Here is a 24,633-nt window from a genome sequence, read left to right as displayed (position 1 = left end):
GCTGCGGTCAGTGCGACCCCCTGGTCAGGGGTGCCGGCTAACTACCGGGGTGAGGCGCAAGCTGGACGATCCGCTCCGCCCGCCGCAGTACCGGGGCATCCACCATTATGCCCTCGAAAGCGAATGCGCCCCGCTGGTTTGTCGCAGCCGCCAATACGTGTCGCGCCCAGTCGACCTGTTCGTCCGAGGGTGCGTACCCCTCCCGGATGACCGTGACCTGCGTGGGGTGCAGCGCGACCTTGATGTCGAAGCCGACGGCGACGGCGTCGTCGGTCTCCCGGCGCAGCCCATCGAGATCCTTGATGTCGATGTAGACCGAATCCAGCGCCAGCTTGCCGTAGGCCTTGGCGGCCAGCAGCGACTGCGAGCGGACATGCAGGGCCACCCCGCGGTAGGAACCGTCGGGAAAGCGGTTGAGCGTCCCACCCAGCGAGCCGAACAGATCCTCGGCACCCCACATCACCCCGATGGTGTTGTCGACGGCGGCGGTCTCGGCGACCTTGAGCGCACCCAGCGGGGTTTCCACGATGAGCACCACGTCCAGCGGCGCCAGGGCGCTCACCTGCTCGGCAGCCTCGCACTTGGGCAGCATGACGGTCGTATAGCCGGTGCGCTGCAGCGCCTCCAGGTCGAGTCGCTGGTCTTCGGTGCCGTGCGGGTTGATCCGGATGACGGTGCGGGCCGGATCCAGCGGGGTGTCGACGATGGCGCGACGTGCGGCAGGCTTGTCACCGGCGCCGTCCTCCAGATCGAGGATGACGACATCGGCTGCGGCCGCGGCCTTCTCGAACCGTTCCGGACGGTCGGCGGGGCAGAAGATCCACGCCGGGCCGATATTGTCGAGCGGCACTAGGCCTCCTGAGGTTTCTTGCGCACCATGGTCTTTCGCGACGCGGTCGCCACGATGTCGCCGTGCTGATTACGGCCGGTGTGCGCGAAGGTGACGATACCTTCGCCGGGCCGGCTCTTGGACTCCCGCTTGTCGGTCACCTCGGACTCCGCGTAGAGGGTGTCGCCGTGGAACAGCGGTTTGGGGAAGGCGATGTCGGAGAAGCCGAGGTTGCCGACGATGGTGCCCTGGGTCAGCTGGGTGACCGACAATCCGACCAGCGTCGACAACGTGAACATCGAGTTGACGAGCCGCTGGTTGAACGGCGGCAGCGCATCGGCGAACGCCGCATCCAGGTGCAGTGCCTGGGTGTTCATGGTCAGCGTGGTGAACAGCACGTTGTCGGCCTCGGTGATGGTGCGGCCCGGCTTGTGCCGGTACAGCACACCGGTTTCGAACTCCTCGAACCACAGGCCGCGTTGCTCGACGATGCGCTTGGGCGTATCGCTCACAGTCCCAACTCCCGTCCGATGAGCATGAGCTGCACTTCGGTTGTCCCTTCACCGATTTCGAGGATCTTGGAATCCCGGTAGTGCCGGGCCACCGAATACTCGTTCATGAAGCCGTATCCACCGAAGATCTGGGTGGCGTCACGCGAGTTGTCCATGGCGGCTTCGCTGGCCACCAGCTTGGCGACCGACGCGGCCTTCTTGAACGGCTTGCCCGCCAGCATCAGCGCGGCGGCGTCGTAGTAGGCGGTGCGGGCCACGTGGGCCCGGGCCTCCATCCGGGCGATCTTGAAGGCGATGGCCTGATAACTGCCGATCGCGGCGCCGAAGGCTTCACGTTCCTTGGCGTACTTCACGCTTTCGTCGACGCATCCCTGCGCCGCACCGACCGACAGCGCGGCGATCGCGATGCGGCCCTCGTCGAGGATGCGCAGGAAGTTGGCGTACCCGCGGCCGCGCTCACCCAGCAGGTTCTCCTGAGGCACCCGGACATCGTCGAAGCTCAGCGGGTGGGTGTCCGAGGCGTTCCAGCCGACCTTGTTGTAGGCGGGTTCGGCGGTGAATCCCTTGGTGGGCACCGGGACCAGGATGGCCGAGATCTCCTTCTTGCCGGTGCCGGTCTCCCCGGTGACAGCGGTGACGGTGACCAGCTTGGTGATGTCGGTGCCGGAGTTGGTGATGAACTGCTTGGAGCCGTTGATGATCCAGTCACCGCCGTCCTCTTTGGCCGTGGTCTTGGTGGCCCCGGCGTCACTGCCGCCGCCGGCCTCGGTGAGCCCGAAGGCACCGAGCGCCTTACCGCTTGCCAGCAGCGGCAGCCACTCCTGCTTCTGTGCGTCATTGCCGAACCGGTACACCGGCATCGCGCCCAGCGAGACCCCGGCCTCCAGGGTGATGGCCACGCTCTGGTCGACCTTGCCCAGTTCCTCCAGGGCCAGGCACAACGCGAAGTAGTCGCCGCCCATGCCGCCGTACTCCTCGGGGAACGGCAGGCCGAACAGCCCCATCTCGGCCATCCCGGACACCACTTCATACGGGAAGCTGTGTTCTTCATCGTGTTTGGCCGCGACGGGTGCGACAACGCTCTGCGCGAAATCGCGCACCGTCTTGGCCAGCTGTGCGTAGTCGTCCGGCAGTGCGCCCGTGGACAGATAGTCGCTCATTCCTGAGCCTCCTTTGCTGCGGTGATTCGGGCCAGCGGCTGGCCCACCTTGACCTGGTCGCCCACGGCGACGAGAAGTTCGACCACACCGTCGACGGGTGCGGACAGTGCGTGTTCCATCTTCATCGCCTCCACGGTGACCACGACGGTGCCCGAGGTGACATCGGCGCCGTCAGTGACTCCCACAGCGACAACAGAACCCGGCATCGGGCTGAGCAGTTCGGCGTCACCGGCGTGTTCGTCGTCGGGACGTACCGGCGCCTCTCGCACCTCGTGGACCGCAATGGTGCGGTGCGGGCCGGCCAGCCAGACGTATCCGGCGTCGGCGGCGACGACATACTCGGCGCCGATGTCGTCGATGGTGAGGTGCAGCTGCCGGCCCCGGCGCACCGCGCTGATCCGATAGGTGGCGCCGTGCTCGACCTCGGCGGTCGCGGCATCCGGGGCCCCGGTGATACGCACATGGTCCACCCGCTCCCCCGCGCCGAGCCGGATCACCGTCGGGGCGGGCGCACCGGTGCGCCACCCCGAGGGCACCGACCACGGATTGTCGTCCGCGGCCACCCAGGTCTGCAGCCAGCGGTAGGCGGCGGCGGCGATCAACTCGTGATCGGTGGGTTGGGGCGCCACGTAATCCGGGGTGCGCCGATCCAGCAAGCCGGTGTCCAACCGACCGGCGGCGACATCCTCATCGGCCAGCAGGAAGCGCAGGAAGTCGATGTTGGTGGTCACCCCCAGCACGGCGGTCTCGGTCAGCGCGCGGTCCAGACCGCGCAGTGCGGTGTCCCGGTCCTGGCCGTGGGTGATCACCTTGGCCAGCATCGGGTCGTAGTCACTGCCCACCACGGTGCCGGCGTAGATCCCCGAATCGGTGCGCGCGCGTGGGCTTTCGACGACGTCGAGCACCGTGCCCCCGGTGGGCAGGAAACCGTTGCCGGGATCCTCGGAGTACACCCGGGCTTCGATCGCGTGCCCGGTCAGCGCGACCTCACCCTGCGCGATCCCGAGTTCGGCGCCCGCGGCGATACGCACCTGCTGCTCCACGAGGTCCACGCCGGTGACCAGTTCGGTGACCGGGTGTTCGACCTGCAGTCGGGTGTTCATCTCCATGAAGAAGAACTCATCGGGCGCGTCCGCGGACACGATGAACTCGACGGTCCCGGCCCCGGTGTAGTTGACGCTGCGGGCGGTGTTGCAGGCGGCCTCACCGATGCGCGCCCGGGTCGCCGCGTCCAGCAGCGGCGAGGGTGCTTCCTCGATGACCTTCTGATGCCGGCGTTGCAGGCTGCATTCCCGCTCGCCGAGATGGATGACGTTGCCGTGCCCGTCGGCAAGCACCTGCACCTCGATGTGGCGGGGGCGCAACACGAAACGCTCCAGGAAAAGCGTGTCGTCGCCGAACGCCGAGGCCGCCTCGCGGCGCGCACTCGTCAGCGCAGCAGGCAGTTCGGCGGCCTCATGCACCACCCGCATCCCCTTGCCGCCGCCACCGGCCGACGGTTTCACCAGTACCGGGAAGCCGACCCCGGGCGCGCCGGCGATCAGATCGTCGTCGGTCAGGCCGGGCCGCGAAATCCCCGGGACCACCGGCACATCGAACTCCGAGACCGCGGCCTTGGCCGCGATCTTGTCGCCCATGGTCTTGATCGCGGGCACCGGCGGTCCGATGAAGACGATGCCCGCAGCGTGCAGGGCGGCCGCGAATTCGGCGTTCTCGGCCAGGAATCCGTATCCGGGGTGCACGGCCTGCGCTCCGGTGCGCTGCGCGGCGGACACGATCGCATTGATGTCCAGATAGCTCTGCCTTGCCGGCGCCGGCCCGATGCGCACCGCGATATCGGCCTCACCGACATGGCGGGCACCGGCGTCGGCGTCGCTGTACACCGCGACCGAACGGATACCCATATCGCGCAGGGTACGGATGACCCGTACCGCGATCTCACCGCGGTTGGCGACCAAAACGGTATGGAAAGTCATGTCACATCCTGAAGACGCCGTAGGACACCGGCTCCAGCGGAGCCTGTGCGACAACTGACAAGGCAAGTCCGAGAACCGTTCTGGTGTCCGCGGGGTCGATCACTCCGTCATCCCACAGCCGGGCTGTCGAGTAGTACGGATTGCCCTGGTGCTCGTACTGTTCACGGATCGGCGCCTTGAACGCCTCTTCCTGTTCCGGGGTCATGTCCCCGCGCACGGTGGCCAGCACCGACGCGGCCTGCTCACCGCCCATCACCGAGATACGGGCATTGGGCCACATCCACAGGAACCGTGGCGAATACGCCCGACCGCACATCGAGTAGTTACCCGCTCCGTAGGAGCCGCCGATCACCACCGTCAGCTTCGGCACCCGCGCGCAGGCCACCGCGGTGACCATCTTGGCGCCGTGCTTGGCGATGCCCCCGGCCTCATAGTCACGGCCCACCATGAACCCGGCGATGTTCTGCAGGAACACCAGCGGGGTGTTGCGTTTGTCGCACAGCTCGATGAAGTGCGCGCCTTTGACGGCCGACTCTCCGAACAGCACACCGTTGTTGGCGATGATGCCGACGGGATGGCCGTGGATGCGCGCGAATCCGGTCACCAGGGTGGTGCCGTATTCGGCCTTGAACTCCTGGAACTCGCCGCCATCGACAACACGGGTGATCACCTCGTGCACGTCATAGGGCACCCGCGAATCCACCGGCACCACGTCATAGAGCTCGGACTGGTCGGCGACCGGTTCGACGGTGGGCCGCACCTCCCACGGCGGGTCCTGCCGCGGCCCGAACGTGCCCACGATGCGGCGCACGATGCGCAGCGCATCCCGGTCGTCATGGGCCAGATGATCGGTCACCCCAGAGGTTTTCGAGTGCAGGTCACCGCCGCCGAGTTCCTCGGCGGTCACCACTTCACCGGTCGCGGCCTTCACCAGCGGCGGGCCGCCCAGGAAGATGGTGCCCTGGTTGCGCACGATGACGGCCTCATCACTCATGGCCGGCACGTAGGCGCCACCGGCGGTGCAGGAACCGAGCACCGCCGCGATCTGCGGGATGCCCTGCGCACTCATGGTGGCCTGGTTGAAGAAGATCCGGCCGAAGTGCTCGCGGTCGGGGAAGACTTCGTCCTGGCGTGGCAGGAACGCCCCACCGGAGTCCACCAGATACAGACACGGCAACCGGTTCTGCGCGGCGATCTCCTGGGCGCGCAGGTGCTTTTTCACGGTGATCGGGTAGTAGGTGCCGCCCTTGACCGTCGCATCGTTGGCCACGATCATGCATTCGCGCCCCGACACCCGGCCGATGCCCGCGATCATGCCCGCGCCCGGGCAGTCGTCGTCATACATGCCGTCGGCGGCCAGCGGCGCGATGTCCAGGAAAGGGCTGCCCGGATCGAGCAGTCCGTCCACACGGTCGCGCGGGAGCAGTTTTCCGCGTCCCACGTGGCGTTCTCGGGCCTTCTCCGGGCCACCCAGCGCGACTGCGGCCAGTTTGGCGCGCAATTCGGTCACCAGGGCGACATGCGCGTCGCGATGTGTCATCGATGAACCGTTTCCACTTGAGTTAATGGCGACTAACTCATATGATGTTAATTGCCACTAACTCAAATGTCCATGGCGGAAACGGAGCCGGGTATGACCACTGAGACTCCGCGCAGCAGGGCCAAATCCGATCGCAGGACCCAACTCATCGCTGCGGCCGAACGGCTGGTCGCCGAACACGGTTACCTGTCCGTCCGTCTGGAGGACATCGGCGCCGCGGCAGGAGTCAGCGGGCCCGCAATCTATCGACACTTCTCGAACAAGGAAGCACTGCTGGTCGAATTGCTGGTCGGTATCAGCACCCGACTGCTCGCCGGGGCACGCGAGGTCGTTGCGGACGCCGGCGACGCGGGCGCCGCGCTCGACGGGTTGATCGACTTCCACCTCGACTTCGTGCTCGGCGAATCGGACCTGATCCGCATCCAGGACCGCGATCTCGGACACCTCCCGCCGGTGGCCAAACGCCAGGTCCGCAAGGCGCAGCGACAGTACGTCGAGATCTGGGTGGACGTCCTGCGACAGGTCGATGACCAACTGGACGAGACCGAGGCCCGACTCAAATCGCACGCCGTGTTCGGCCTGCTGAACTCCACCCCGCACAGCGTCAAAATGCCCAGCACAGACCATGCCTCGCGGAGCATCCTGCGGGCCATGACCGTCGCCGCCCTGACGGCCGCACGCTGAGTTGTGCTCGGGCACAGCGACCGATCGGGGTCACCACCATTCCCAGGCCGCGCGGGTACCGTGTGACCACATGAGGTGGCAATGACCGATTCTCCACGCAGAGACGAGCCGACGCAGCGGCTCGACGGTGGACATTCCGGGTATTCGGGCTACTCCGATCCTGCCTATTCGGGTCAGCCCCCGTACGGCGTGCGCCCCACCGAGCAGTTGCCCGTGTACCCCGCCTACGGCTATGACCAGTCCGCAGGGCAGTACGGCAGCGGGCCCTACGGCGGCTCGCCGCCACCCCCGGGGCCCCCGCCACCGGAGCCTCCTGGCACACCGCGTTGGCTGTGGATCGTGGCCGCCATCGCCGTCATCACCGTCATCGGCCTGGTCATCGCGCTGGTGATCGTCAACAGCTCCCAGCAGCAGACCGTCGTCGCCCCGGTACCCACGCTGTCCGAGCCCAGCGGGGCCGAACCGACGCTGAGCAGCACTCCACCGACCACGACGCGCCGTCCGACCACCACCAGCCGCCCCGCGCCGACGACCACCGCCGCACCGTCGGTGCCCGGCGGGTCGGCCACCCCCGGCGCCACCGAGACGGTGACCTACACCGTCGGCGGTGAGGGACGGGCCATCAACGTCACCTACGTCGACGACGGGGGTGTGCTGCAGACCGAGTTCAATGTGGTGCTGCCCTGGAGCAAGACGGTGAATCTGGCCCAGCCGGCCAAGCAGTCGGCAAGTGTCACCATCATCAACGTCGGTCGCGAGGTGAACTGCTCGATCAGCATCGATGGGACCCAGGTTCAGCAGCGCACCGGCTCGGGTCTGACGATCTGCAGCCCGATCGGTTAGACCACCTGCGCGGTGCGCGGAACGCGTACCCCCAGCATCAGCACCAGACCGAGCGCCAGCACCGCGCACAGCCCGCCCATACCCGCGCGGTCGGTGCCGAAGATGGCGATGAACAAGGCGAACATCCAGGGTGCCAACGGTGCGGCCGCGCGTCCGGTCGTCGTGTAGAGACCGAACGCGACACCTTCCTTGCCCGCGGTGGACATCCGCAGCATCTGGGTGCGTGCCGCCGACAGCGTCGGGCCGATGAACAGGCACAGCAACAGCCCGCAGATCCAGAACGCCAGCTGCCCGGACAGCGTCATCAGTGTCAGGCCGACCGCGATCATCAACGTGAGCGCGCAGACGATGACGGGCTTGGCGCCGAACCGGTCATCGAGCAGTCCGCCGGCCACCGCCCCCGCCGCCGCGACCAGACACGCGCAGACCCCGAACAGCAGCACGCTGGCCGGAGAGATGCCGTACACGCTGACACCGAGCACCGCCCCGAAGGTGAACACCCCGGTGAGCCCGTCGCGGAAGATCGCACTGGCGATCAGGTAGTAGACGACGTTGCGGTCACGGCGCCATTCGCTGCGCACCTCGCCCCACAGCTTTCCGTAGGACGCGAAGAAGCCGACCGTGCGGTGCTCGGCGTCGACGGGCAGCTTGGGCGTCTTGAGCAGCAGCGGCAACGCGAAGACGACGAACCAGGCCGCGGTCAGCAGCATCGCGGCGCTCACATTCTGGCCGTCGTCGGTCGGCAATCCGAGCAGGCCACCGTCACCGACCATGAACCCGGCGTAGACGATCAACAGCAGACCCACACTGCCGCCGTACCCGACGGCCAGACCGGCCCCGGAAATACGGCCGGCCGTCGCGGGGGTCGACAGCTGGCTGAGCATCGCGTTGTAGGGCACCGTCGCCAGGTCGTTGCAGGCCGCGGTGAACGCCAGCAGCGCCAGCCCGGCCCACAGGTAACTGTGATCGGTGCGGATGAAGCTCATGCTCGCGACCATCAGCACCACCGCGCCGGTCAGCAGGGTCAGGGCCCGGCGACGACGGTGCGGGGCGTTCACCCAGATGCCGGTCACCGGCGCCAGCAGCGCAACGATGATGCCGGCGGCGGTCAGCGCCCAGCCCAGCCAGGTCGACGGGGTGATCTCTCCGGGCAACCCGGCACCGACCGCGTCGGTCAGATAGACGGAGAAGACGAACGTGACCACGATGGCGTTGACCGCGGTGGCCCCGCAGTCGTAGAGAACCCACGACAGAACCTGTGACCGCCGGGCCTGATCGGGCGCCGACCCGGGGCTGCTCATGGGCGTCACCCTAATGGTCCCTACGATTTCGGCATGCCTGTACCCGCGCCCCATCCCGACGCCCGCGCAGTCGTCACCGGAGCCTCCCAGGGCATCGGTGAGGCCCTGGCCTTCGATCTGGCCGCCCGCGGCCACCACCTGATCATCACCGCACGCCGCGGCGAGGTGCTCACCGAGCTCGCCCAGCGCATCACCGAACGCCACGGTGTCACCGTGGAGGTGCGGCCGGTGGACCTCGCCGACCCGGCGGCCCGCGATGTGCTGTGCGACGAGCTCGCCGGCCGCAACATCTCCATCCTGTGCGCCAATGCCGGGACGGCGACCTTCGGTCCGGTGGCCAAGCTCGACCCGGCCGGCGAGAAGGCCCAGGTTCAGCTCAATGCCATTGCCGTGCATGACCTCTGCCTGGCGGTGCTGCCGGGCATGCTGGCCCGCAAGGCCGGCGGCATCCTGATCTCGGGTTCGGCGGCGGGCAACTCACCGATCCCCAACAACGCCACCTACGCCGCGACCAAGGCCTTCGCGAACACCTTCAGCGAATCGCTGCGCGGTGAGGTCAAGAAAGACGGCGTGCATGTCACGCTGCTCGCGCCGGGGCCGGTGCGCACCGAGCTGCCGGATGTCTCCGAGCAGTCGCTGGTGGAGCGGTTGATCCCGGACTTCCTCTGGATCGACACCGAGTACACCGCCAAGGTGTCCCTGGACGCGTTGGAAGCCAACAAGATGCGCATCGTGCCGGGCCTGACGTCCAAGGCGATGTCGGTGGCCAGCGGGTACGCGCCGCGGGCGATCGTCACCCCGATCGTCGGTGCGGTCTACAAGAAGCTCGGCGGCCAGTAGCGAGCTACTGACCGCCGAAACTGTGTTCCGGACGGCGAAGTTCGAGTAACGCCCTTCTGGAATACAGTTTCGGCGGTTCATGTCAGCGGCGGCGGCGACGGCCGGTGCCGAAGATGCTGCGGGTGATCTCGCGGCCGATCACCGTGCCCGCTGAACGCATCGCGCTCTTGAAGGCCGGGCTGCTGGCCATCTTGTCCAGGAAACTGGGCTCGGCGGTGCCCCGCGATTTCACCGCGCCGTCGGCCTCGGCCGAACCGACCGAGGTGGGCAGCGGCGGCGGCAGCTGGTCGACGGGCGCGGTTTCCGGCGGGGCGAGGCGGGCGGTGAGCCGTTCATAGGCCGAGTCGCGGTCGACCGTCTGCCCGTAGGTGGCCTGCAGCGGGCTGGCGGCCGCGGCGGCCTTGATGGCGTCCGGGCCGATGGTGTCCATCAGCGACCGCGGCGCCCGCATCCGGGTCCATGCCACCGGCGTCGGTGCGCCCTTCTCGGAGAGCACGGTGATGATGGCCTCCCCGATGCCCAGCGAGGTCAGCGCGCTCTCCAGGTCGTAGACCTTCGTCTTGGGGTAGGTGCGCACCGTCTTGGACAGCGCCTTCTGGTCGTCGGGGGTGAACGCCCGCAACGCGTGCTGCACCCGGGCGCCGAGCTGGCTGAGCACATCGTTGGGCACGTCGGTGGGCAGCTGGGTGCAGAAGAACACCCCGACGCCCTTGGACCGGATCAGCTTCACGGTCTGCTCGACCTGCTCCAGGAACGCCTTGGACGCGTCGTTGAACAGCAGATGCGCCTCATCGAAGAAGAACACCAGCTTGGGTTTGTCGACGTCGCCGACCTCGGGCAGCGTGGTGAACAGGTCGGCAAGCACCCACATCAGGAACGTCGAGAACATCACCGGGCGGGCGGCCCGGGCGCCCAGCTCCAGCAGCGAGATGACGCCGCGACCCTGCGCGTCGAGGCGGATCAGGTCCTTGGGCTCCAGTTCGGGCTCACCGAAGAAGGTGTCGGCGCCCTCTGCCTCCAGGTTGACCAGGGCGCGCAGGATGACCCCGGCCGTCGTCGTCGAAACCGCGCCCAGCGCTTTGAGTTCGGGCTTGCCCTCGTCACTGGTGAGGAACTGGATGACCGCGCGCAGATCTTTCAGATCCAGCAGCGCCAGCCCTTTCTGGTCGGCCCAGTGGAAGATCAACCCGAGCGTCGACTCCTGGGTGGCGTTGAGCCCCAGCACCTTTGACAGCAGGATCGGGCCGAAGCTGGTGATGGTGGCGCGCACCGGCACCCCGATGCCCTCGGTGCCCAGCGACAGGAACTCCACCGGGTAGGCCGTGCCTGCCCAGGTGTCGCCGGTGTCGGCGGCGCGCTCCAAGGTGCGCTCACTGCTCTCCCCCGGCCGCGAGAGCCCGGACAGGTCGCCCTTCACGTCGGCCATCAGCACCGGCACCCCGGCCGCCGAGAGCTGCTCGGCCATCACCTGCAGGGATTTGGTCTTGCCGGTGCCGGTGGCGCCGGCGACCAGGCCGTGCCGGTTGACCATCGCCAGCGGAATCCGCACCTGGGCACTCGGGTCGACCACTCCGTCGACGACGACGGTGCCCAGCTCCAACGCCTGGCCTTCAACGGCATAACCTGCGGCGATCTGCTGAGCCGGGGTCGCGGTCGATTCTGCGGTCATGGGTCCAGACACTACTGAACACGCACCTACAGGGCAGGTGCAGGCAGCAACTTGTCGGCGGTGGGAATACTGTGGATCTCCGTGCGTGAAGAACTGGTGTGGATCGACTGTGAGATGACCGGGCTCGACCTGAAGTCCGACAAGCTCATCGAGATTGCGGCGTTGGTGACCGACGCCGACCTGAACGTCCTCGGTGACGGTATCGACGTGGTGATCCACGCCGACCCGGAGGACCTGTCCGGCATGGTCGAGGTGGTGGCCAAGATGCACTCCAAGTCCGGGCTGGACAAGGAGGTGCTGGCATCCGACATCGATATGGCCACCGCGGAGACCATGGTGCTCGACTACATCCGCAGCCACGTCAAGTCGGCGAATACCGCTCCGCTGTGCGGCAATTCGATCGCCACCGACCGCGGTTTCATCGCCCGCGACATGCCGACGCTGGACACCTTCCTGCACTACCGGATGATCGACGTCAGCTCCATCAAGGAACTGTGCCGCCGCTGGTACCCGCGCATCTACTTCGGCCAGCCTGAGAAGGGTCTCGCGCACCGCGCGCTGGCCGACATCCATGAGTCGATCCAGGAGCTCAAGTACTACCGGCAGACCGCCTTCGTGGCCGCTCCCGGGCCGTCGACCAGCGAAATCGCCGCCGTCGCGGCCGAGCTTGGCCCGGCGGGCAGCACGCCGAAGGAAACCGATTCGGCTTAACGGCCCCGATGCGGTTAAGATCGTCAACGCCGCTGAGGCGGCAATGGTGGCTGTAGTTCAGTTGGTAGAGCACCAGGTTGTGATCCTGGCTGTCGCGGGTTCGAGTCCCGTCAGCCACCCGCGCAGGTGGGAGGGCCTCTTGGCCCTCCCACCGTTTGCGTTTCAGAGCCAGTATCAGTGTCCGATGGGCATGGCACCCGTCGCTGCGAGCGAAAGCCCCCACAACCGCTCGGCCCTGTCGGGATCAATGGCATAGGCGCGCACGCCCCCGTCGTCCATCGGTGTGTCCGGCGCCGCGACCGCGGCGATGGCGCAGTCCTCCAGGTAGCTGCCACCGCGATCCGTCAGTGCCGCCGACGTCGCCGCCCACAACCCGGTGGCCGCGCCCTGGGCGGCGGTCTTGAAGCCCGGTCCGATCACCGTGCCGTGCTCGTCCACCCAGCCCCGCTCGATCTGTTCGGCGCGCGACATCTCGCGTTGCAGACCGGTGATGATCTTGCCCGGATGAAGGGCGAACGCACGCACTCCGTCATCGCGGCCGAGCGCATCGAGATGCACGGCGAACAGGACGTTCGCGGTCTTGGCCTGCCCATAGGCCAGCCACTTGTCGTAGCCGGTGCGGAAATGCGGGTCATGCCAACGGAAGTCGGTCAACGTGTGTCCGGCAGAGGTGACCACCACACGGGCACCGCCGGCCGCGGCCAACAGTGGGTACAGCTCGCAAGTGAGGGCGAAATGCCCGAAGTGGTTGGCGGCCAACTGGCTTTCCCACCCCGGTCCGACGTGCCGCATCGGGGTGGCCATCACGCCGGCAATGGCCATCAGCAGATCGAGCCTGCCGACGGACTCCTTGATCTGTGCGGCCGCCGCGCGGACGCTCGGGATGTCCAGCAGGTCCATCTCGATGACGTCGCAGCCGTTGAGGCCGGCGAGCGCGGAACGTGCGACAGCGGGCCGGCGAGCCGGGACGATGACTCGGGCTCCGGCCTCAGCCAGTCCGCGGGTGGTCTCGAGTCCCAATCCGGAGTAGCCGCCGGTCACCACCGCGGTGCGGCCGGTCAAGTCGATACCGGACAGCACGTCGGCCGCGGTGCTGGCCGCGGAGAACAGGGAAACAGGTGTGCACCGATCAGTCATGGCCGCGACGCTAGAACCTAGAGCGAGGTCTAGATCAAGCTGGAAGAATCGACATCATGACCGTCGACGCGGGCGCCCAGCCCCTGAGCATCGGTGAAGTCGCCGAGCGGACGGGCCTCAGCGTGCATGCCTTGCGCTTCTACGAGCGCGAGGGATTGCTCGTCGGTCCGGTCCGGCGCACCACCGGCGGGCGACGCCAGTACGCCACCGTCGACGTGGAGTGGCTGCAGATCTGCGTGAAGCTGCGTGAGTCGGGCATGCCGCTCGCGGATCTCAGGCGGTTCGCCGCGCTGGTGCGGCAGGGGCCGGGCAACGAGGCCGAGCGACTCGAGCTGCTCGACGGCCACCGCCGACGGGTGGATACCCAGATTCAGGCGCTCGTGGAGTGCCGCGAGGTCATCGTCCGCAAGGTCGATATCTACGCCGACCACCTGAATCGCGGGCAGGCCGACGGTCTGTGGGACCCGACCGACCGCTAGCCCCGCCGGACCCGCGGTGCCAACTGCACGACCTCGGGCACCACGGTTGGGTTCAGGTAGGCGGTGCCGACCAGTGAAACCAGGGTGTTGGCAACATCATTGAGCGCCGACATCTGCTCGGGCAGCTGGCCGTGCTTCGTCCACGACTTGAACAACAGGGACAGCAGTTCGCGGTCGGCGCCACGCAGGATCTCGGTGTCCTCGGTCGGGCCGATGCCGACCCGCACGATCGCCAGGTCGGGGTGCTCGCTGCGCCAGGAGTGCAGGATCTCGTTGAGCGCCGCCTTGCTGGCGTTGTAGGCCGCCACCCCGGCGCGCGGCCGGCCTACATCGTGGCTGGACGTGATCAGCACGACGCCGGTGTCGGACAGGTGCGGCCGCACCGCACGCAGCACGCTGTTGGCGCCCAGGGTGTTGACGTTGAAGGCGTGAATCCAGGTGGCAATATCGGTGTCCTCGATATGTGCCATCGGGGCCACCGTGCTGGTGAAGACGACCGCGTCGAATCCGCCGAGGGTCTCCGCGGCGGCGTCCACCACCCGTCCGATGGCCGCCGGGTCCTCGACGTCGAGTTCGAACGCCGTGCCGCCGATCTGCTCAGCCAGCGCCTTCAGTAGGTCCGTCCGGCGTGCGGCCACCGCCACCTTGGCGCCGCGCTCGGCGGCCCGGACTGCGACCGCATGCCCGATACCCGAGGACGCACCGACGATGAGCACACGCAATCCGGCGATGTCGGAACCTTCACCACTCATGGTCTGTAGAGCTCGCTTTCCCTCGGTCGATCCGGGCTTAGGACACCCTTTGTTGGTCGGACAGTACCGCGCGCGATGAATTCAGACCGCACAGTGGGTCTACACAGACACGAACCGCTGTGAAAGGAGACTCTCCATGACGACCGCGAAACCTCCCGTGGTGGACACCGCCACCTGGAAGACCGCCCTTGAGGACCTGCGCCGCCGCGAGAAGGCGGCCACCCGTGAACTGGACGCGATCGCTGCCCAGCGCCGCGCTCTGCCCATGGTGGAACTGCCCGAATACACCCTGATCGGCGCGGACGGGCCGGTGCGGCTGGCCGACGTGTTCGAAGGCCGCTCCCAGCTGATCACCTACAACCACATGTGGTCCGACGGCGCGGAGTGGCAGTGCGGCGGGTGCACCGGTTTCACCTCACAGTTCACCCGGCTGGAGTTCCTGGACAACTACGACGCCCGGTTCGTCATCGTCACCAATGGGCCCATCGACGAGGCGCTGGCCTACAAGCGCAAGGTCGGCAACAAGATGGACTGGTACTCGTCGTCGGAGAGTTCCTTCGGCGCGGACGTGGGCGCGGCCCCTGGCACGGGTTTCGCGGTGAACGTCTTCCTGCGGGACGGCGATACCGTCTACCGCACCTGGCACACCGACGGCCGCGGCACCGAACAGCTCAGCCACAGCTTCGCGCTCATCGACCTGCTGCCCTTCGGCCGCCAGGAGGTATGGCAGGACTCCCCCGACGGCTGGCCGCAGTCGCCGACCTACTCGAAGTGGCTCGACTCCCCCGATGTCGCCCGCGCCTACGGCGAAGGAGCCAACGCATGAGCACCCAAACGGACCAGGAGCGCTACGTCGTCACCCGCACCATCGCGGCGAGCCCGAGCGCGGTGTTCGAGGTGCTGGCCGACCCGGCACGCCATCAGGACACCGAGCCCGGCGACTGGGTGCGCGACGCCGTCGACCCCGAACCCATCACCGGGACCGGTCAGATCTTCGTGATCAACATGTTCCTGGAGTTCGCGGGCGGCCATTACGTGATGCACAACCTGGTCACCGAGTTCGAGCGCGACCGCACCATCGGGTGGCTGCCGGGGCAGCTCAACGAGGCCGGCGAGCATGAGCCGGGCGGCTGGTGGTGGCGTTATGACCTGGCGCCCAACGGTGACGGCACCGATGTGACGATCACCTACGACTGGACCGGCACCCCGCAGAGCTTCCGCGATCAGGTCGGCGGCATGCCGCCCTTCCCGGAGAAATACATCCAGGAATCGCTTGCCGCACTGGAGCATTGCGCGACCTAGGTGCTGGCGTTACCGGCTTTCCACTGGGTCCAGGGGATGTTCCAGTCGCCGAGGCCGTCGGTGCCGGGAAGCTGAGATCCGACGGTGCCGACCACCTCGACGATGTCGCCGCGCTTGGTGTTCTCGTAGAACCACAGCGCGTTGGAGGTGCTCACGTTCAGGCACCCGTGGCTGACGTTGCTGTACCCCTGGCTACCCACCGACCACGGCGCGCCGTGCACGTAGATGCCGCTGTAGGACATCTGCGTGGCGTAGTCCACTTCGGTGCGATATCCGTTGGGCGAGTTCACCGGAACGCCGTAGGTGGACGAATCCATCACCAGCTCGGCGAACCGGTCACCGATGATGTAGACGCCGTTGTTGGTCGGTGAGCTGTCCTTGCCCATCGAGATCGGCATGGTCTTGACGACCTCGCCGTTGCGGCGGATGGTCAGCGTCTTGGTGGAGTCATCGGCGACCGCGATCACCTGATCGCCGATGGTGAAGTTGGTGCTGACGTTGTCCTGCCCGAACAGGCCGTCGCCGAGCTCCACGCCGTAGGTGTTGACCTCGACGTCGACCTTGGTGCCGGGCTTCCAGTATTCGGCTGGGCGCCAACGCACCTCGCGATTGTTGAGCCAGTAGAAGGCGCCGTCCACCTTGGGGGTGGTGGTGACCTTGATGGCCTTCTCGGCGGCCGCACGGTTGATGATGTTCTCGTCGAAACGGACCGCGATCGGCTGGCCGACGCCGACAACCTCACCCTCGTTGGGCAACAGGTAGGGCATGGTCAGGTTTTCCGGCGAGTGCGTCTCGAACGTTGCCTGGGTGGCAGCCTGGCCGCCGAGGCCCGAGGAGCGGGCGTTGAGCGTGTAGCTCGCGTTGTATTCCAGCGGGTCGGTGGTCGACCAGGTCAAGCCGTCCGCGCTGAGCTGGCCGGCGACCGGCGCACCGTCCTCGTCGATCAGGCTGACGGGCCCGAGGACACCGCCCTCGGTGCTGACCTTCACGGGTTCGTCGACGGTGACGCCGACCGCACCGTTGGTCACCGATGCGGTGAGCTTGGGCACCAACAGATCGCCGTAGGGGGTGCCCTTGTCCGCGATGGTCTTCGGCTGTTCGGGGGCCTGATTGCCACTGCATGCGGCGACGGCGAACACCATGGTCAGTGCCACCGCCATCACGGTTGGCCATGCCTTGCGGCGACGCGCGCTGCCCACCGGCGAGACCTGCACCATCTGTTTTGCTCCACTTTGTTTCACAAGAACCCGCGGGATCACGGCTACTTGGCAATAGTCTAAGGGAACGACCGACAACTGGCCCCGCGCAAGCCGCCCGGACCCGGCATTGTCATGCGGATTTCACCTCTGCGCGTCGGTGCTGTTATTGTCTCCAACGCGCGCCGTTAGCTCAGTTGGTAGAGCAGCTGACTCTTAATCAGCGGGTCCGGGGTTCGAAACCCTGACGGCGCACCACCGCAAAGGCCCTGCTTCGGCAGGGCTTTTGTCGTTTGACGGCATTGTCGTTTGACGGCATTGTCGTTTGACGGCTTTGTCGTTTGACGGCTTTGTCGTTTGAGGGCCTACCGTTCGCCGCGCAACCCGCGGCTGATCCTGGCCGCGGCGTCACGCACCTGCGTGCCGAGTTCCTCGAAGCGGTCCTCGGTGATGCGACTGCTCGGCCCCGATATCGACAGCGCGGCCACGGCGCCGGAGGGCCCCACGATGGGCGCCCCGAGCGAGCTGATGCCGAGCGACAGACCACCGATGTTCTTCGAATAGCCGCGCTCGCGAACCTCGTTGACCACAGCGCGAATTCGGTCCGGGTCGGTGATGGTGTCCGGGGTCTGAGCCGATAGCGGTCCGGCGAGGTAGTCGTCGAGGTAGCCCGGCCCACACGCTGACAGATACGCCAGTCCCGTCGCCGAGGCATGCAGGGCGATGCGCTCACCCAGCGGCAGGAACGCGCGCAACCGGTGCGAGGTGTCGAGGCGTTCGACGAGCACCAGCGAATCACCGTCCGGTGCGGCGAGGTGGATGGTCTCCGTGGTGGCCAGCTGTAGCTCGTTCATGACCGGGACCGCGATGTCGCGCAGGCTCTCCCCGCCGCCGGCGCGCCCGACCACCGCGACGACGCGGTAGGTCAGCTGCCATCGTGTCGGTGTCGTCTCGGTGGGACGCAGCCAGCCGACCTCCTGCAGCGTCAGCAGGACGCGCTGCACGGTGCTCTTGGGCAGGCCGACCTTCCGCGCCAATTCTGACAGCCCCACCGGCTGCTCCTCGGCCACCGCTTCGAGCACCCGGAACGCCGACACCACGCTCTCTGTGGCCAAGGTTGCCTCCTCCATCGCTTGTGAGCTAGGTTACAGCACATCGGTCTATCAGACGAACCAACGGTCCATTGTACGGACCACTCAGCACTAGGAGGTGCAACACATGACGGCGCAACTGATCGCTCTCGGGATCTTCATAGCGGTATTCGCGATCGCCGCAATCCGCAACGTCAACATCGGCATCGTGATGTTCCCGGTCGCCTGCATCGTCGGCCTCTGGCTCGCCGACCTGAGCCTCACCGAGGTCATCGGCGAGTTCCCGCTCAGCATCCTGGTGCTGCTGGTGGGCGTGACGTACTTCTTCGGGATCGCGCACAGCAACGGCACCATCGACTGGCTCATCCAGGCCTCCCTGGCCCGGGTCGGAAATCGGGACCCACTGTTCCCCGCGGTCTTCTTCGCGCTCACCGCCGTCATCTCGGCCATGGGCGCACCGCTCGGCGGCCTGGTCATGGCGCCCATGGGCATGAGCATCGCGCACAAGCGCGGCATCGACCCGATGCTGATGGCGCTCGCGATGGGCGCAGGCCTGAGCGCCGGCGCGTTCGCACCCACCAGCCTGTTCGGCATCATCACCTGGGGCACCGCCAACGAGGCCGGCATCGCACTGAGCCCGCTGCTGCTCTTCGGGGTGGCCGTCGCGCTGAACCTGGTCCTGCTGGCGGTCGCCTACGCGATGTTCGGCCGCAAGAAACGGTTCAATGCCGAAGCGCCGGCCTTCAGCGAGGCAATGGTCGCCCGCGGCGCCGCGCTGCCCCAATACGGCGGCTCCACACTGGATATCGGCGACAACGACGATGAGGAACTCGTCGCGCCCGAGCGCCCGAGCGGGATGCAGATCCTGACCATCGCCATGATGCTGGTGCTGATCGCCGCAGTCGTCGTGATGTCCCTGCTCGGCATGACGCCGGACATCGGCGTGTTGGGCTACGGACTCGGCGCGATCGCCGCACTGCTCGACGCCTCCTCGGGCAAGAAGGCGATGAGCCGGATCGACTGGGGCTCGGTGCTTCTCGTCGGCGGCATCATCACCTACGTCGGTGTGCTCACCGAGATGGGCGTGGTCGACATGCTCGGCGAAGGCGCGGTTCACCTGGGCTCGCCCCTGGTGGCAGCCGTCCTGCTCTGCGCGGCCGCCGGGTTGATCTCGGCCTTCGCCTCCACTACGGGCATGCTGGCCGCCCTTGTCCCCCTGGCACTTCCGTTGATCGCCGAAGGCGGCATCCCGGGCTGGGCACTGATCTGCGCCATCGGCGTATGCGCATCCATCGTGGACGTGTCGCCGTTCTCCACCGTCGGCGCCACCTATGTGGCCACCACGGTCGACGAAGAGGCCCGCCCACGGATGACGAAGCTGCTCACGCGATGGGGACTCTCGATGGTGGTGGTCGGTCCGATTGCGCTGACGCTGGTGCTGATCCTGCCCGGGATGGCGTTTTCATGACCCGGCCCCTGCTGCACGCACTGCTCGACGATGACGCCGCCGACGATGACCGATCGATCACCATCGATGGTGAGTCCGTGTCGCGCACACGGTTACGGACCATCGCCTCGGCATTCGGCACCGACATCCACTCCCGCGGCGGTGTACCGGTGGTGGCCGTCAACGCCGAGCCCACGCTGAACACTGTCATCGCCGTCACCGCCTGCCTGCTGGCAGGCATACCGGTGGTGCCGGTGCCACCGGATGTCGGGCACGCCGAGGTGAGTCACATCCTCGCGGATTCCGGGGCCACCCTGTGGGTCGGCCCCGGGCGCGAGGGCGTCGAACTACCCACCGCCGCACCCGACCTCGGCATCGCCGATGCAGCGCCGCCGAAACCGGTCGACCCACGACGGGTCGCGATGATCCTCTACACCTCGGGCACCACCGGCGCCCCGAAGGGCGTGCTGCTGAGCCAACACGCCATTGCCGCAGGCCTCGACGCACTCTCCGAGGCGTGGGGCTGGACGGCCGGGGACACCGTGGCGCACGGCCTGCCCCTATTCCACACCCACGGCCTGATCCTCGGCATCATCGGCTCACTGCACATCGGATCCCGGCTGGTGCACACCGGTAAACCCACGGCGGAGCGCTACGCCCAGGCCGGGGCCAGCATGTACTTCGGCGTACCCACCGTGTGGACCAGGGTCACCCAGGACGAGCAGGCGGCCAAGGCGCTGTCCTCAGCGCGGCTACTTGTCAGTGGTAGTGCGCCACTGCCGGTTCCGGTGTTCGAGCGGCTGCGCGAACTGACCGGCCACGCCCCCGTGGAGCGCTACGGCATGACCGAGACCATGATCACGCTGAGCACACGCGCCGATGGCGAACGTCGGCCGGGTTGGGTGGGACAGCCCGTCGCCGGCGCGCAGACCCGGATCCGCGCCGACGACGGCGGACCCGTGCCGCACGACGGCGAATCGATCGGCCGGCTTCAGGTGCGCGGCCCGATGCTCTTCGACGGCTACCTGAACCTTCCGGACATCACCGCGTCCTGCTGGACCGAGGACGGCTGGTTCGTCACCGGCGATCTGGCAGCCATCGACGAACACGGCTTCCACCGCATCGTCGGGCGGGAATCGGTGGACCTCATCAAATCCGGCGGCTACCGGATCGGGGCCGGTGAGATCGAAACGTCGCTGCTCGCCCGCCCCGAGGTGGCCGAAGTGGCGGTGATCGGCGCACCCGACGACGACCTGGGCCAGCGCATCGTCGCGTTCGTCGTCACCGGATCCGACTCCGCCGGCGAGGATCTCGCCGAACGACTCATCACCCACGTCGCCGACGATTTGTCCTGGCACAAGCGTCCGCGCGAGATCCGTTTCGTGTCCGCCCTGCCCCGCAATGCGATGGGCAAAGTCCAGAAGAAAGCGCTGATGTGAGCACAGAGGAAAAGACCGATCACTACGCCCGCCACCTCGGCATCGCCGTGCAGAACTTCGGCGGAGGTGAGGCGACCGCCACGCTGATTGTCGGGCCCGACCATCTGAACCCGCACGGCACCGCGCACGGCGCGCTGCTGTTCAGTGTGGTGGGCGCCGCGCTGGCGGCGGCGGCCAACAACGACACCCATAGCGGAGTGGTCAGCTCCATTCACATCGACTATCTGGCGCCGGCCCGTGAGGGCGATGAACTGGTGGCCGTGGCGGCGGTGGGCGAACGGCTGGCCCGCGAGGACATCTTCGTCGTCCGGCTCACCAGGGCCGGCGAGGACGCCGCGATCGCGCGCGCCACCGGAAGAGCGACCCGGCGCGCTCGCTGATGCGGCGCTGAACAGTCAAAGATAAGCCACCCGAAAAGCCGCCATTGCGCGACACGCTGTGCCATGATCACAATTCGCTCAGCAAATACAGATCCATCGCATTGAATTAGCCATCGCGTCAATTAGTACCGCCTTTTCCTCATAGCCGCACAACACGCTGAATACAAGGAATCAGGACGCGCTCCGCGGGGAGGGTGCCAGGGTGGGAGGACCTGCGATGGCACACGGCCGACTTGTCACGTTCCGATCTGCATTGCCTTGTCTGCTGGTAGGGGCGTGGATGTTGAGCGGATGCGGCATTCAGATTCAGACGCTGGCTCAGTCCCCGCTGGTGCCGGCCACGCCCGCGACGGCTTTCGGCCCGACAGAGTCCGCCCTGCACATATTCACTCCATGCATTGCCGGCACGGCCGAACTCGCCGGTGCCGCGTCGGCCGTCAGCGAACTCTTGTTGGGCAAAGATCGCTTTCGCACGGAATGCGCGCACAACCCCGAACCCATTCCGGGTATCGATACCGTCGTCGAACGGGACCCTCGGGCGCTGGCGCCACAGCCGGTGGTGTCCGCGCCGGCCGATCCCCCGGCCCCCGGCGTCCTGGTCACCGACGAACTCGTCGGCGCGGTGCTGACCGGCACGAGTGAGTACTGGTACCAGCCGGTCATCGGCCCGGCCTGAGGTTACGCCGCGGCCGGTGCAGATTCGCCGTCGTCCGACGATGAGCTTTCCCGCCCCGTTCCGGCGGACTCGGCGTCGGGTTTGTCTGATTCCCCCGGCGCGTTCTCATGCGCCGGCTCGTCGTCCTCGGGAGCAGTCTCCAGGTCCGCAGGGCCGGAAAGATCCTCAGCGGCAGGCTCTTCGAGGTCTCGCTCGGGCTCATCGGCCTGCCGCGCGGTTCTCGCCGAGACGACTGCGGGCCCGCTGCTCTCCGAGCGCGACGTCGCCACACCGGCATCCGGCTCCGCTGCGGTCACGTCATCTGCATCTGCCGCGAGGGCCGGCGTTACCCGACCCGACGCGGCGCGCAGCGCCGTGGGGCTGTGAGCGGCGGTCGGCGGGTCAGCCGCCGTCACCCGGGCATTGCTCGGTGCCCCGGCCACACCACGCACCGCACCCTTGACCACGCCCGCGACGCCGCGCACCGCGTTAGCCACCGCCTGCACGATGCCGGTGACCACCGCACCCGCCAGCCGCACACCACCGGAGATGACCGAAGCCGTCGCCCGCGCCAAGCTCTTGACCACGTTCCCGATGACATCGGCGACGTTGACGACTGCGTTGGCAGCGGTGCGGAGGACCGTCCTGGTCGCTGCGCCCACCCACTGCACGGCGGCCTTGATCGCGGCGATGAGCGGGTTGGTCGGTGACGTCGGTTCGTTGGGCCCGGGGATGGCGTTGATGTAGTCGATGATCGCCTGGACGGCCTGCTTCGCCGTCAGATCCGAGTAGTAGACGCCGAGGTTGTCCTGCTTGTTGGAGCTGCCCGAATCGGTGTCCACCAGCGTGTAGAGGAACATCGGACCGGTACCGGCGATCGTCGGCCAGGTGGCCAGGAAGTCCTGGATGAAATCGAATTGTTGTTGCTCGGAGTACTGCGGAGTGGTCGGCTCGCCGTACTCGGTGGCCCATACCTTGAGATCCTGGTCGCCGTTCTCGGCCATGATGGCAAGGATCTGCTGTAGCTGCTTCAGCGGCGAGCCGGCCTGATTCGCACCGTCGGAGAAATCCAACGTGTAGTCATACGGGTGAAATGCCAGCGCGTCGAAGAAACCTTTCGCGTCGGCGTCGTACATGCCCTGAATGAAATCCACCGGGTTCATCGAGACGTTTCCCTCGGTGAGACCCGCCCCGACCACACCACCGATCACGGTGATTTCTGCGCCGTTGTCGACGCCGACCTGCTTGATGAGCGGATAAGCCGCCTGAAGCAGCGTCGTGTACGCCGCCGGATCCACCGGATCCAGGGAATTCACCGCATTCGGTTCGTTCCAGATCGAATAGGCGAAGATTTCGTCCGCGTAGCGTTGCGCGACCAATTGTGCGAACTGACCGAAGACCTGTGGATTGGGCATTCCGGCCAGCACCGGGGTGCCGGCCCAGGCCGGGGTCTCGTTGAGCACACCGAGTATGCCCATACCCCGTTGGTGCGCGGAATTGATGACGTAGTCGGTGGCAGTCCAGTTGTACTGCCCCTGCTGCGCCTCGACGGAGGCCCACGCGATGCTGATACGCACGTTCTGGACACCGAGCGCCTGCATCATGTCGAGTTGCTGGTCGATCTCGCTCGTCGACAGCTGATACAGATCGGAATCCGCGAAACCGAGGGTCGACGACGATTCGACAATGGCTGCCGTCGGCTGCACGTGATACACCGCCGGCCGCGGTGCAGGAACATAAAGAGTGCCCGCGCCGCCGCACACCACGGCGGAAATCACGCCACCGATGACAATTCTGTTGGCGACGTGCCGAAATCCGAGTTCATGGCGATTCATGAGGGCGTCCCGTCAATCCCGGCGTCTCCCCCGACAGGGACGCTGAGTCAAGACTCTATTCGCTACCTGTATCAAGATCGCAAGAATTCGCCACTCGGCAGATCTCTTGGTGCTCGTTCCGGTAACGCGATCTTCACCTGTAATCGCCGCCAGCGTCTCGGCGCCGGTGCTACGGTTGCCACCAACGCTGACGTCAATTAGTCCTGCAAACACCACGAAAAGCCTGGCAGATGTGCTGGAACAGACCCTCACGGTGGTTTTCTTGCGGATGACGCGGGACGAAAAAGTAGCTGCGGAACGCAAATATGCAGGTAGATGCGTGATGAGAAGTGCAGCCGAGGGCCCGTCGGCGTGCTAGGGTCAAGTTAGCTGCACAGCATCGTGAGCCGGATGCAGCGCACCACCGAAGTGCGAAACGAGGTATTAGCTGATGTCAGTCGAGAGCGCACCGAGCTCCTCGGCCGCCATGCCGGAGGGCGCGCCGCCGGAGGGCGTCGCCACGGTCATCAGCTGCAGTCGCCTCGGCCGGACCGCGAACCCGCCCACTGTGTCGCTGCCGAACTGGCTGCGACCGCGTCGCCGCCGCTACAACAGCGTCAGCGGCGCCTGATCCGGCGGATCACCAACACCACGACGACGGTGCCTACGCCCGCCAGCGACACCAGCACCGGCGGCTTCGTCACAAACGCCACGACCTTTGCCTTGGCATCGTCGGCGAGGCGCTGAGGATTCGCGCGTACGGCGAGGGTGTCCACCGTCGCGGCCAGCTGATCACGAGCCTGGTCGATGTCCTTCTTGATCGCCTCGGGATCCCGATCAGCCACTGTGTCCTCCATGTTGTCGGCGTACCGAATT

At 66.9% G+C, this 24,633-nt stretch carries 25 protein-coding genes and 2 tRNA genes; 14 read left to right on the top strand and 13 right to left on the bottom strand.

The window, feature by feature from the left end; translation table 11 throughout:
• Positions 1-37: 37 nt before the first annotated feature.
• The 5 genes from ASE48_RS23080 to ASE48_RS23060 are packed head-to-tail and all read right to left on the bottom strand — an operon-like array spanning position 38 to position 6,017.
• Positions 38-850: an HpcH/HpaI aldolase/citrate lyase family protein gene (locus tag ASE48_RS23080; protein WP_057169496.1), complete on the bottom strand. Its 813-nt coding sequence runs from the start codon at positions 848-850 to the stop codon at positions 38-40.
• Positions 850-1,341, bottom strand: a complete 492-nt coding sequence (locus ASE48_RS23075; protein WP_057169495.1) for a MaoC family dehydratase — start codon at positions 1,339-1,341, stop codon at positions 850-852. The genes ASE48_RS23080 and ASE48_RS23075 overlap by 1 nt, the downstream gene beginning before the upstream one ends.
• Positions 1,338-2,501 carry an acyl-CoA dehydrogenase family protein gene (locus ASE48_RS23070; RefSeq protein ID WP_057169494.1) on the bottom strand — a complete coding sequence of 388 codons (1,164 nt, stop codon included), beginning with the start codon at positions 2,499-2,501 and terminating at the stop codon, positions 1,338-1,340. Before ASE48_RS23070 ends, ASE48_RS23075 begins: the two co-directional genes overlap by 4 nt.
• Positions 2,498-4,477, bottom strand: coding sequence for an ATP-binding protein (locus tag ASE48_RS23065; protein WP_057169493.1), 1,980 nt, complete (start codon positions 4,475-4,477; stop codon positions 2,498-2,500). Before ASE48_RS23065 ends, ASE48_RS23070 begins: the two co-directional genes overlap by 4 nt.
• A 1-nt stretch (position 4,478) precedes the next feature.
• Entirely contained in the window at positions 4,479-6,017 is a 1,539-nt protein-coding gene (locus tag ASE48_RS23060) for a carboxyl transferase domain-containing protein (RefSeq protein WP_057169492.1), read from the bottom strand.
• 72 nt (positions 6,018-6,089) lie between these two features.
• Between ASE48_RS23060 and ASE48_RS23055 the strand changes: the two genes are divergently transcribed.
• Positions 6,090-6,701, top strand: a complete 612-nt coding sequence (locus ASE48_RS23055) for an SACE_7040 family transcriptional regulator (protein WP_057169491.1) — start codon at positions 6,090-6,092, stop codon at positions 6,699-6,701.
• A gap of 81 nt (positions 6,702-6,782) precedes the next feature.
• Positions 6,783-7,544 (top strand): MmpS family transport accessory protein, encoded by a 762-nt coding sequence (locus tag ASE48_RS23050; RefSeq protein ID WP_057169490.1) that lies wholly within the window; start codon positions 6,783-6,785, stop codon positions 7,542-7,544.
• Here the strand turns inward: ASE48_RS23050 and ASE48_RS23045 are convergent.
• Positions 7,541-8,845: an MFS transporter gene (locus ASE48_RS23045; RefSeq protein WP_057169489.1), complete on the bottom strand. Its 1,305-nt coding sequence runs from the start codon at positions 8,843-8,845 to the stop codon at positions 7,541-7,543. The two genes, ASE48_RS23050 and ASE48_RS23045, sit on opposite strands and share 4 nt — an antisense overlap.
• Before the next feature lie 33 nt (positions 8,846-8,878).
• Here ASE48_RS23045 and cmrA point away from each other — a divergent pair, with 33 nt between their 5' ends.
• On the top strand, positions 8,879-9,685 hold the full coding sequence (gene cmrA / locus ASE48_RS23040; protein WP_057169488.1) for a mycolate reductase: 807 nt from the start codon (positions 8,879-8,881) through the stop codon (positions 9,683-9,685).
• Positions 9,686-9,767: 82 nt separating this feature from the next.
• Here cmrA and ASE48_RS23035 read toward each other — a convergent pair whose 3' ends face one another.
• Entirely contained in the window at positions 9,768-11,354 is a 1,587-nt protein-coding gene (locus ASE48_RS23035; protein ID WP_057169487.1) for a helicase HerA-like domain-containing protein, read from the bottom strand.
• Between the two features lie 81 nt (positions 11,355-11,435).
• Here ASE48_RS23035 and orn point away from each other — a divergent pair, with 81 nt between their 5' ends.
• Together orn and ASE48_RS23025 are read left to right on the top strand one after the other, a co-directional pair.
• The gene (gene orn, locus ASE48_RS23030) at positions 11,436-12,065 is read left to right on the top strand and encodes an oligoribonuclease (RefSeq protein ID WP_057169986.1); all 630 of its coding nucleotides are present in this window, start codon (positions 11,436-11,438) and stop codon (positions 12,063-12,065) included.
• A gap of 46 nt (positions 12,066-12,111) precedes the next feature.
• Positions 12,112-12,184, top strand: a tRNA-His gene (locus tag ASE48_RS23025).
• A gap of 55 nt (positions 12,185-12,239) precedes the next feature.
• Here the strand turns inward: ASE48_RS23025 and ASE48_RS23020 are convergent.
• Positions 12,240-13,202, bottom strand: a complete 963-nt coding sequence (locus tag ASE48_RS23020; RefSeq protein WP_057169486.1) for an oxidoreductase — start codon at positions 13,200-13,202, stop codon at positions 12,240-12,242.
• A 56-nt stretch (positions 13,203-13,258) separates the two neighbouring features.
• On the opposite strand from ASE48_RS23020, the gene ASE48_RS23015 reads away from it, so the two are divergent.
• Entirely contained in the window at positions 13,259-13,681 is a 423-nt protein-coding gene (locus ASE48_RS23015; protein WP_057169485.1) for a MerR family transcriptional regulator, read from the top strand.
• Here ASE48_RS23015 and ASE48_RS23010 read toward each other — a convergent pair.
• Complete coding sequence (locus ASE48_RS23010) at positions 13,678-14,433, bottom strand: SDR family oxidoreductase (RefSeq protein ID WP_057169484.1); 756 nt, start codon at positions 14,431-14,433, stop codon at positions 13,678-13,680. The genes ASE48_RS23015 and ASE48_RS23010 overlap by 4 nt on opposite strands.
• 136 nt (positions 14,434-14,569) lie before the next feature.
• Here ASE48_RS23010 and ASE48_RS23005 point away from each other — a divergent pair, with 136 nt between their 5' ends.
• Both ASE48_RS23005 and ASE48_RS23000 read left to right on the top strand, forming a co-directional pair.
• Entirely contained in the window at positions 14,570-15,259 is a 690-nt protein-coding gene (locus tag ASE48_RS23005; protein ID WP_057169483.1) for a DUF899 domain-containing protein, read from the top strand.
• On the top strand, positions 15,256-15,735 hold the full coding sequence (locus ASE48_RS23000) for an SRPBCC family protein (protein WP_057169482.1): 480 nt from the start codon (positions 15,256-15,258) through the stop codon (positions 15,733-15,735). The genes ASE48_RS23005 and ASE48_RS23000 overlap by 4 nt, the downstream gene beginning before the upstream one ends.
• Here ASE48_RS23000 and ASE48_RS22995 read toward each other — a convergent pair.
• Positions 15,732-16,952 (bottom strand): L,D-transpeptidase, encoded by a 1,221-nt coding sequence (locus ASE48_RS22995; protein WP_057169481.1) that lies wholly within the window; start codon positions 16,950-16,952, stop codon positions 15,732-15,734. The genes ASE48_RS23000 and ASE48_RS22995 overlap by 4 nt on opposite strands.
• 161 nt (positions 16,953-17,113) lie before the next feature.
• Between ASE48_RS22995 and ASE48_RS22990 the strand changes: the two genes are divergently transcribed.
• Positions 17,114-17,189 (top strand) — tRNA-Lys (locus ASE48_RS22990).
• A gap of 107 nt (positions 17,190-17,296) precedes the next feature.
• Here the strand turns inward: ASE48_RS22990 and ASE48_RS22985 are convergent.
• Entirely contained in the window at positions 17,297-18,046 is a 750-nt protein-coding gene (locus ASE48_RS22985; RefSeq protein ID WP_057169985.1) for an IclR family transcriptional regulator, read from the bottom strand.
• 103 nt (positions 18,047-18,149) lie between these two features.
• On the opposite strand from ASE48_RS22985, the gene ASE48_RS22980 reads away from it, so the two are divergent.
• The 4 genes from ASE48_RS22980 to ASE48_RS22965 all read left to right on the top strand — a co-directional run bounded on the left by ASE48_RS22980 (position 18,150) and on the right by ASE48_RS22965 (position 21,964).
• Positions 18,150-19,490: an SLC13 family permease gene (locus ASE48_RS22980; RefSeq protein WP_057169480.1), complete on the top strand. Its 1,341-nt coding sequence runs from the start codon at positions 18,150-18,152 to the stop codon at positions 19,488-19,490.
• Positions 19,487-20,908, top strand: coding sequence for an acyl-CoA synthetase (locus ASE48_RS22975; RefSeq protein WP_057169479.1), 1,422 nt, complete (start codon positions 19,487-19,489; stop codon positions 20,906-20,908). Before ASE48_RS22980 ends, ASE48_RS22975 begins: the two co-directional genes overlap by 4 nt.
• Complete coding sequence (locus ASE48_RS22970) at positions 20,905-21,288, top strand: hotdog fold thioesterase (protein WP_057169478.1); 384 nt, start codon at positions 20,905-20,907, stop codon at positions 21,286-21,288. Before ASE48_RS22975 ends, ASE48_RS22970 begins: the two co-directional genes overlap by 4 nt.
• A 280-nt stretch (positions 21,289-21,568) precedes the next feature.
• Positions 21,569-21,964, top strand: a complete 396-nt coding sequence (locus tag ASE48_RS22965) for a hypothetical protein (protein ID WP_057169477.1) — start codon at positions 21,569-21,571, stop codon at positions 21,962-21,964.
• Between the two features lie 2 nt (positions 21,965-21,966).
• Here ASE48_RS22965 and ASE48_RS22960 read toward each other — a convergent pair whose 3' ends face one another.
• On the bottom strand, positions 21,967-23,649 hold the full coding sequence (locus tag ASE48_RS22960; RefSeq protein ID WP_162264264.1) for a cellulase family glycosylhydrolase: 1,683 nt from the start codon (positions 23,647-23,649) through the stop codon (positions 21,967-21,969).
• A gap of 559 nt (positions 23,650-24,208) precedes the next feature.
• On the opposite strand from ASE48_RS22960, the gene ASE48_RS32850 reads away from it, so the two are divergent.
• Positions 24,209-24,388: a hypothetical protein gene (locus ASE48_RS32850; RefSeq protein WP_156409334.1), complete on the top strand. Its 180-nt coding sequence runs from the start codon at positions 24,209-24,211 to the stop codon at positions 24,386-24,388.
• Here the strand turns inward: ASE48_RS32850 and ASE48_RS22955 are convergent.
• On the bottom strand, positions 24,375-24,602 hold the full coding sequence (locus tag ASE48_RS22955) for a DUF3618 domain-containing protein (RefSeq protein WP_057169984.1): 228 nt from the start codon (positions 24,600-24,602) through the stop codon (positions 24,375-24,377). The two genes, ASE48_RS32850 and ASE48_RS22955, sit on opposite strands and share 14 nt — an antisense overlap.
• Positions 24,603-24,633 lie beyond the last annotated feature (31 nt).

Source organism: Mycobacterium sp. Root265 (assembly GCF_001428895.1).
Classification (GTDB): domain Bacteria; phylum Actinomycetota; class Actinomycetes; order Mycobacteriales; family Mycobacteriaceae; genus Mycobacterium.
The sequence above is the reverse complement of the archived record's forward strand: the minus strand, read 5'-3'. Positions and strand labels throughout refer to the sequence as shown.

What these genes read in the sequence shown, in the direction of transcription:
- ASE48_RS22980 (WP_057169480.1), top strand. Translation starts at nt 18,150, where the DNA reads ATGACGGCGCAACTGATCGCTCTCGGGATCTTCATAGCGGTATTCGCG.
- ASE48_RS32850 (WP_156409334.1), top strand. Translation starts at nt 24,209, where the DNA reads ATGTCAGTCGAGAGCGCACCGAGCTCCTCGGCCGCCATGCCGGAGGGC.
- ASE48_RS23045 (WP_057169489.1), bottom strand. Translation starts at nt 8,845, where the DNA reads ATGAGCAGCCCCGGGTCGGCGCCCGATCAGGCCCGGCGGTCACAGGTT.
- ASE48_RS23050 (WP_057169490.1), top strand. Translation starts at nt 6,783, where the DNA reads ATGACCGATTCTCCACGCAGAGACGAGCCGACGCAGCGGCTCGACGGT.
- ASE48_RS22965 (WP_057169477.1), top strand. Translation starts at nt 21,569, where the DNA reads ATGTTGAGCGGATGCGGCATTCAGATTCAGACGCTGGCTCAGTCCCCG.
- ASE48_RS22975 (WP_057169479.1), top strand. Translation starts at nt 19,487, where the DNA reads ATGACCCGGCCCCTGCTGCACGCACTGCTCGACGATGACGCCGCCGAC.
- ASE48_RS23010 (WP_057169484.1), bottom strand. Translation starts at nt 14,433, where the DNA reads ATGAGTGGTGAAGGTTCCGACATCGCCGGATTGCGTGTGCTCATCGTC.
- ASE48_RS23015 (WP_057169485.1), top strand. Translation starts at nt 13,259, where the DNA reads ATGACCGTCGACGCGGGCGCCCAGCCCCTGAGCATCGGTGAAGTCGCC.
- ASE48_RS22995 (WP_057169481.1), bottom strand. Translation starts at nt 16,952, where the DNA reads ATGGTGCAGGTCTCGCCGGTGGGCAGCGCGCGTCGCCGCAAGGCATGG.
- ASE48_RS23035 (WP_057169487.1), bottom strand. Translation starts at nt 11,354, where the DNA reads ATGACCGCAGAATCGACCGCGACCCCGGCTCAGCAGATCGCCGCAGGT.
- ASE48_RS23020 (WP_057169486.1), bottom strand. Translation starts at nt 13,202, where the DNA reads ATGACTGATCGGTGCACACCTGTTTCCCTGTTCTCCGCGGCCAGCACC.
- ASE48_RS23070 (WP_057169494.1), bottom strand. Translation starts at nt 2,501, where the DNA reads ATGAGCGACTATCTGTCCACGGGCGCACTGCCGGACGACTACGCACAG.
- ASE48_RS23055 (WP_057169491.1), top strand. Translation starts at nt 6,090, where the DNA reads ATGGCGGAAACGGAGCCGGGTATGACCACTGAGACTCCGCGCAGCAGG.
- ASE48_RS23065 (WP_057169493.1), bottom strand. Translation starts at nt 4,477, where the DNA reads ATGACTTTCCATACCGTTTTGGTCGCCAACCGCGGTGAGATCGCGGTA.
- ASE48_RS23005 (WP_057169483.1), top strand. Translation starts at nt 14,570, where the DNA reads ATGACGACCGCGAAACCTCCCGTGGTGGACACCGCCACCTGGAAGACC.
- ASE48_RS23000 (WP_057169482.1), top strand. Translation starts at nt 15,256, where the DNA reads ATGAGCACCCAAACGGACCAGGAGCGCTACGTCGTCACCCGCACCATC.
- cmrA (WP_057169488.1), top strand. Translation starts at nt 8,879, where the DNA reads ATGCCTGTACCCGCGCCCCATCCCGACGCCCGCGCAGTCGTCACCGGA.
- ASE48_RS23060 (WP_057169492.1), bottom strand. Translation starts at nt 6,017, where the DNA reads ATGACACATCGCGACGCGCATGTCGCCCTGGTGACCGAATTGCGCGCC.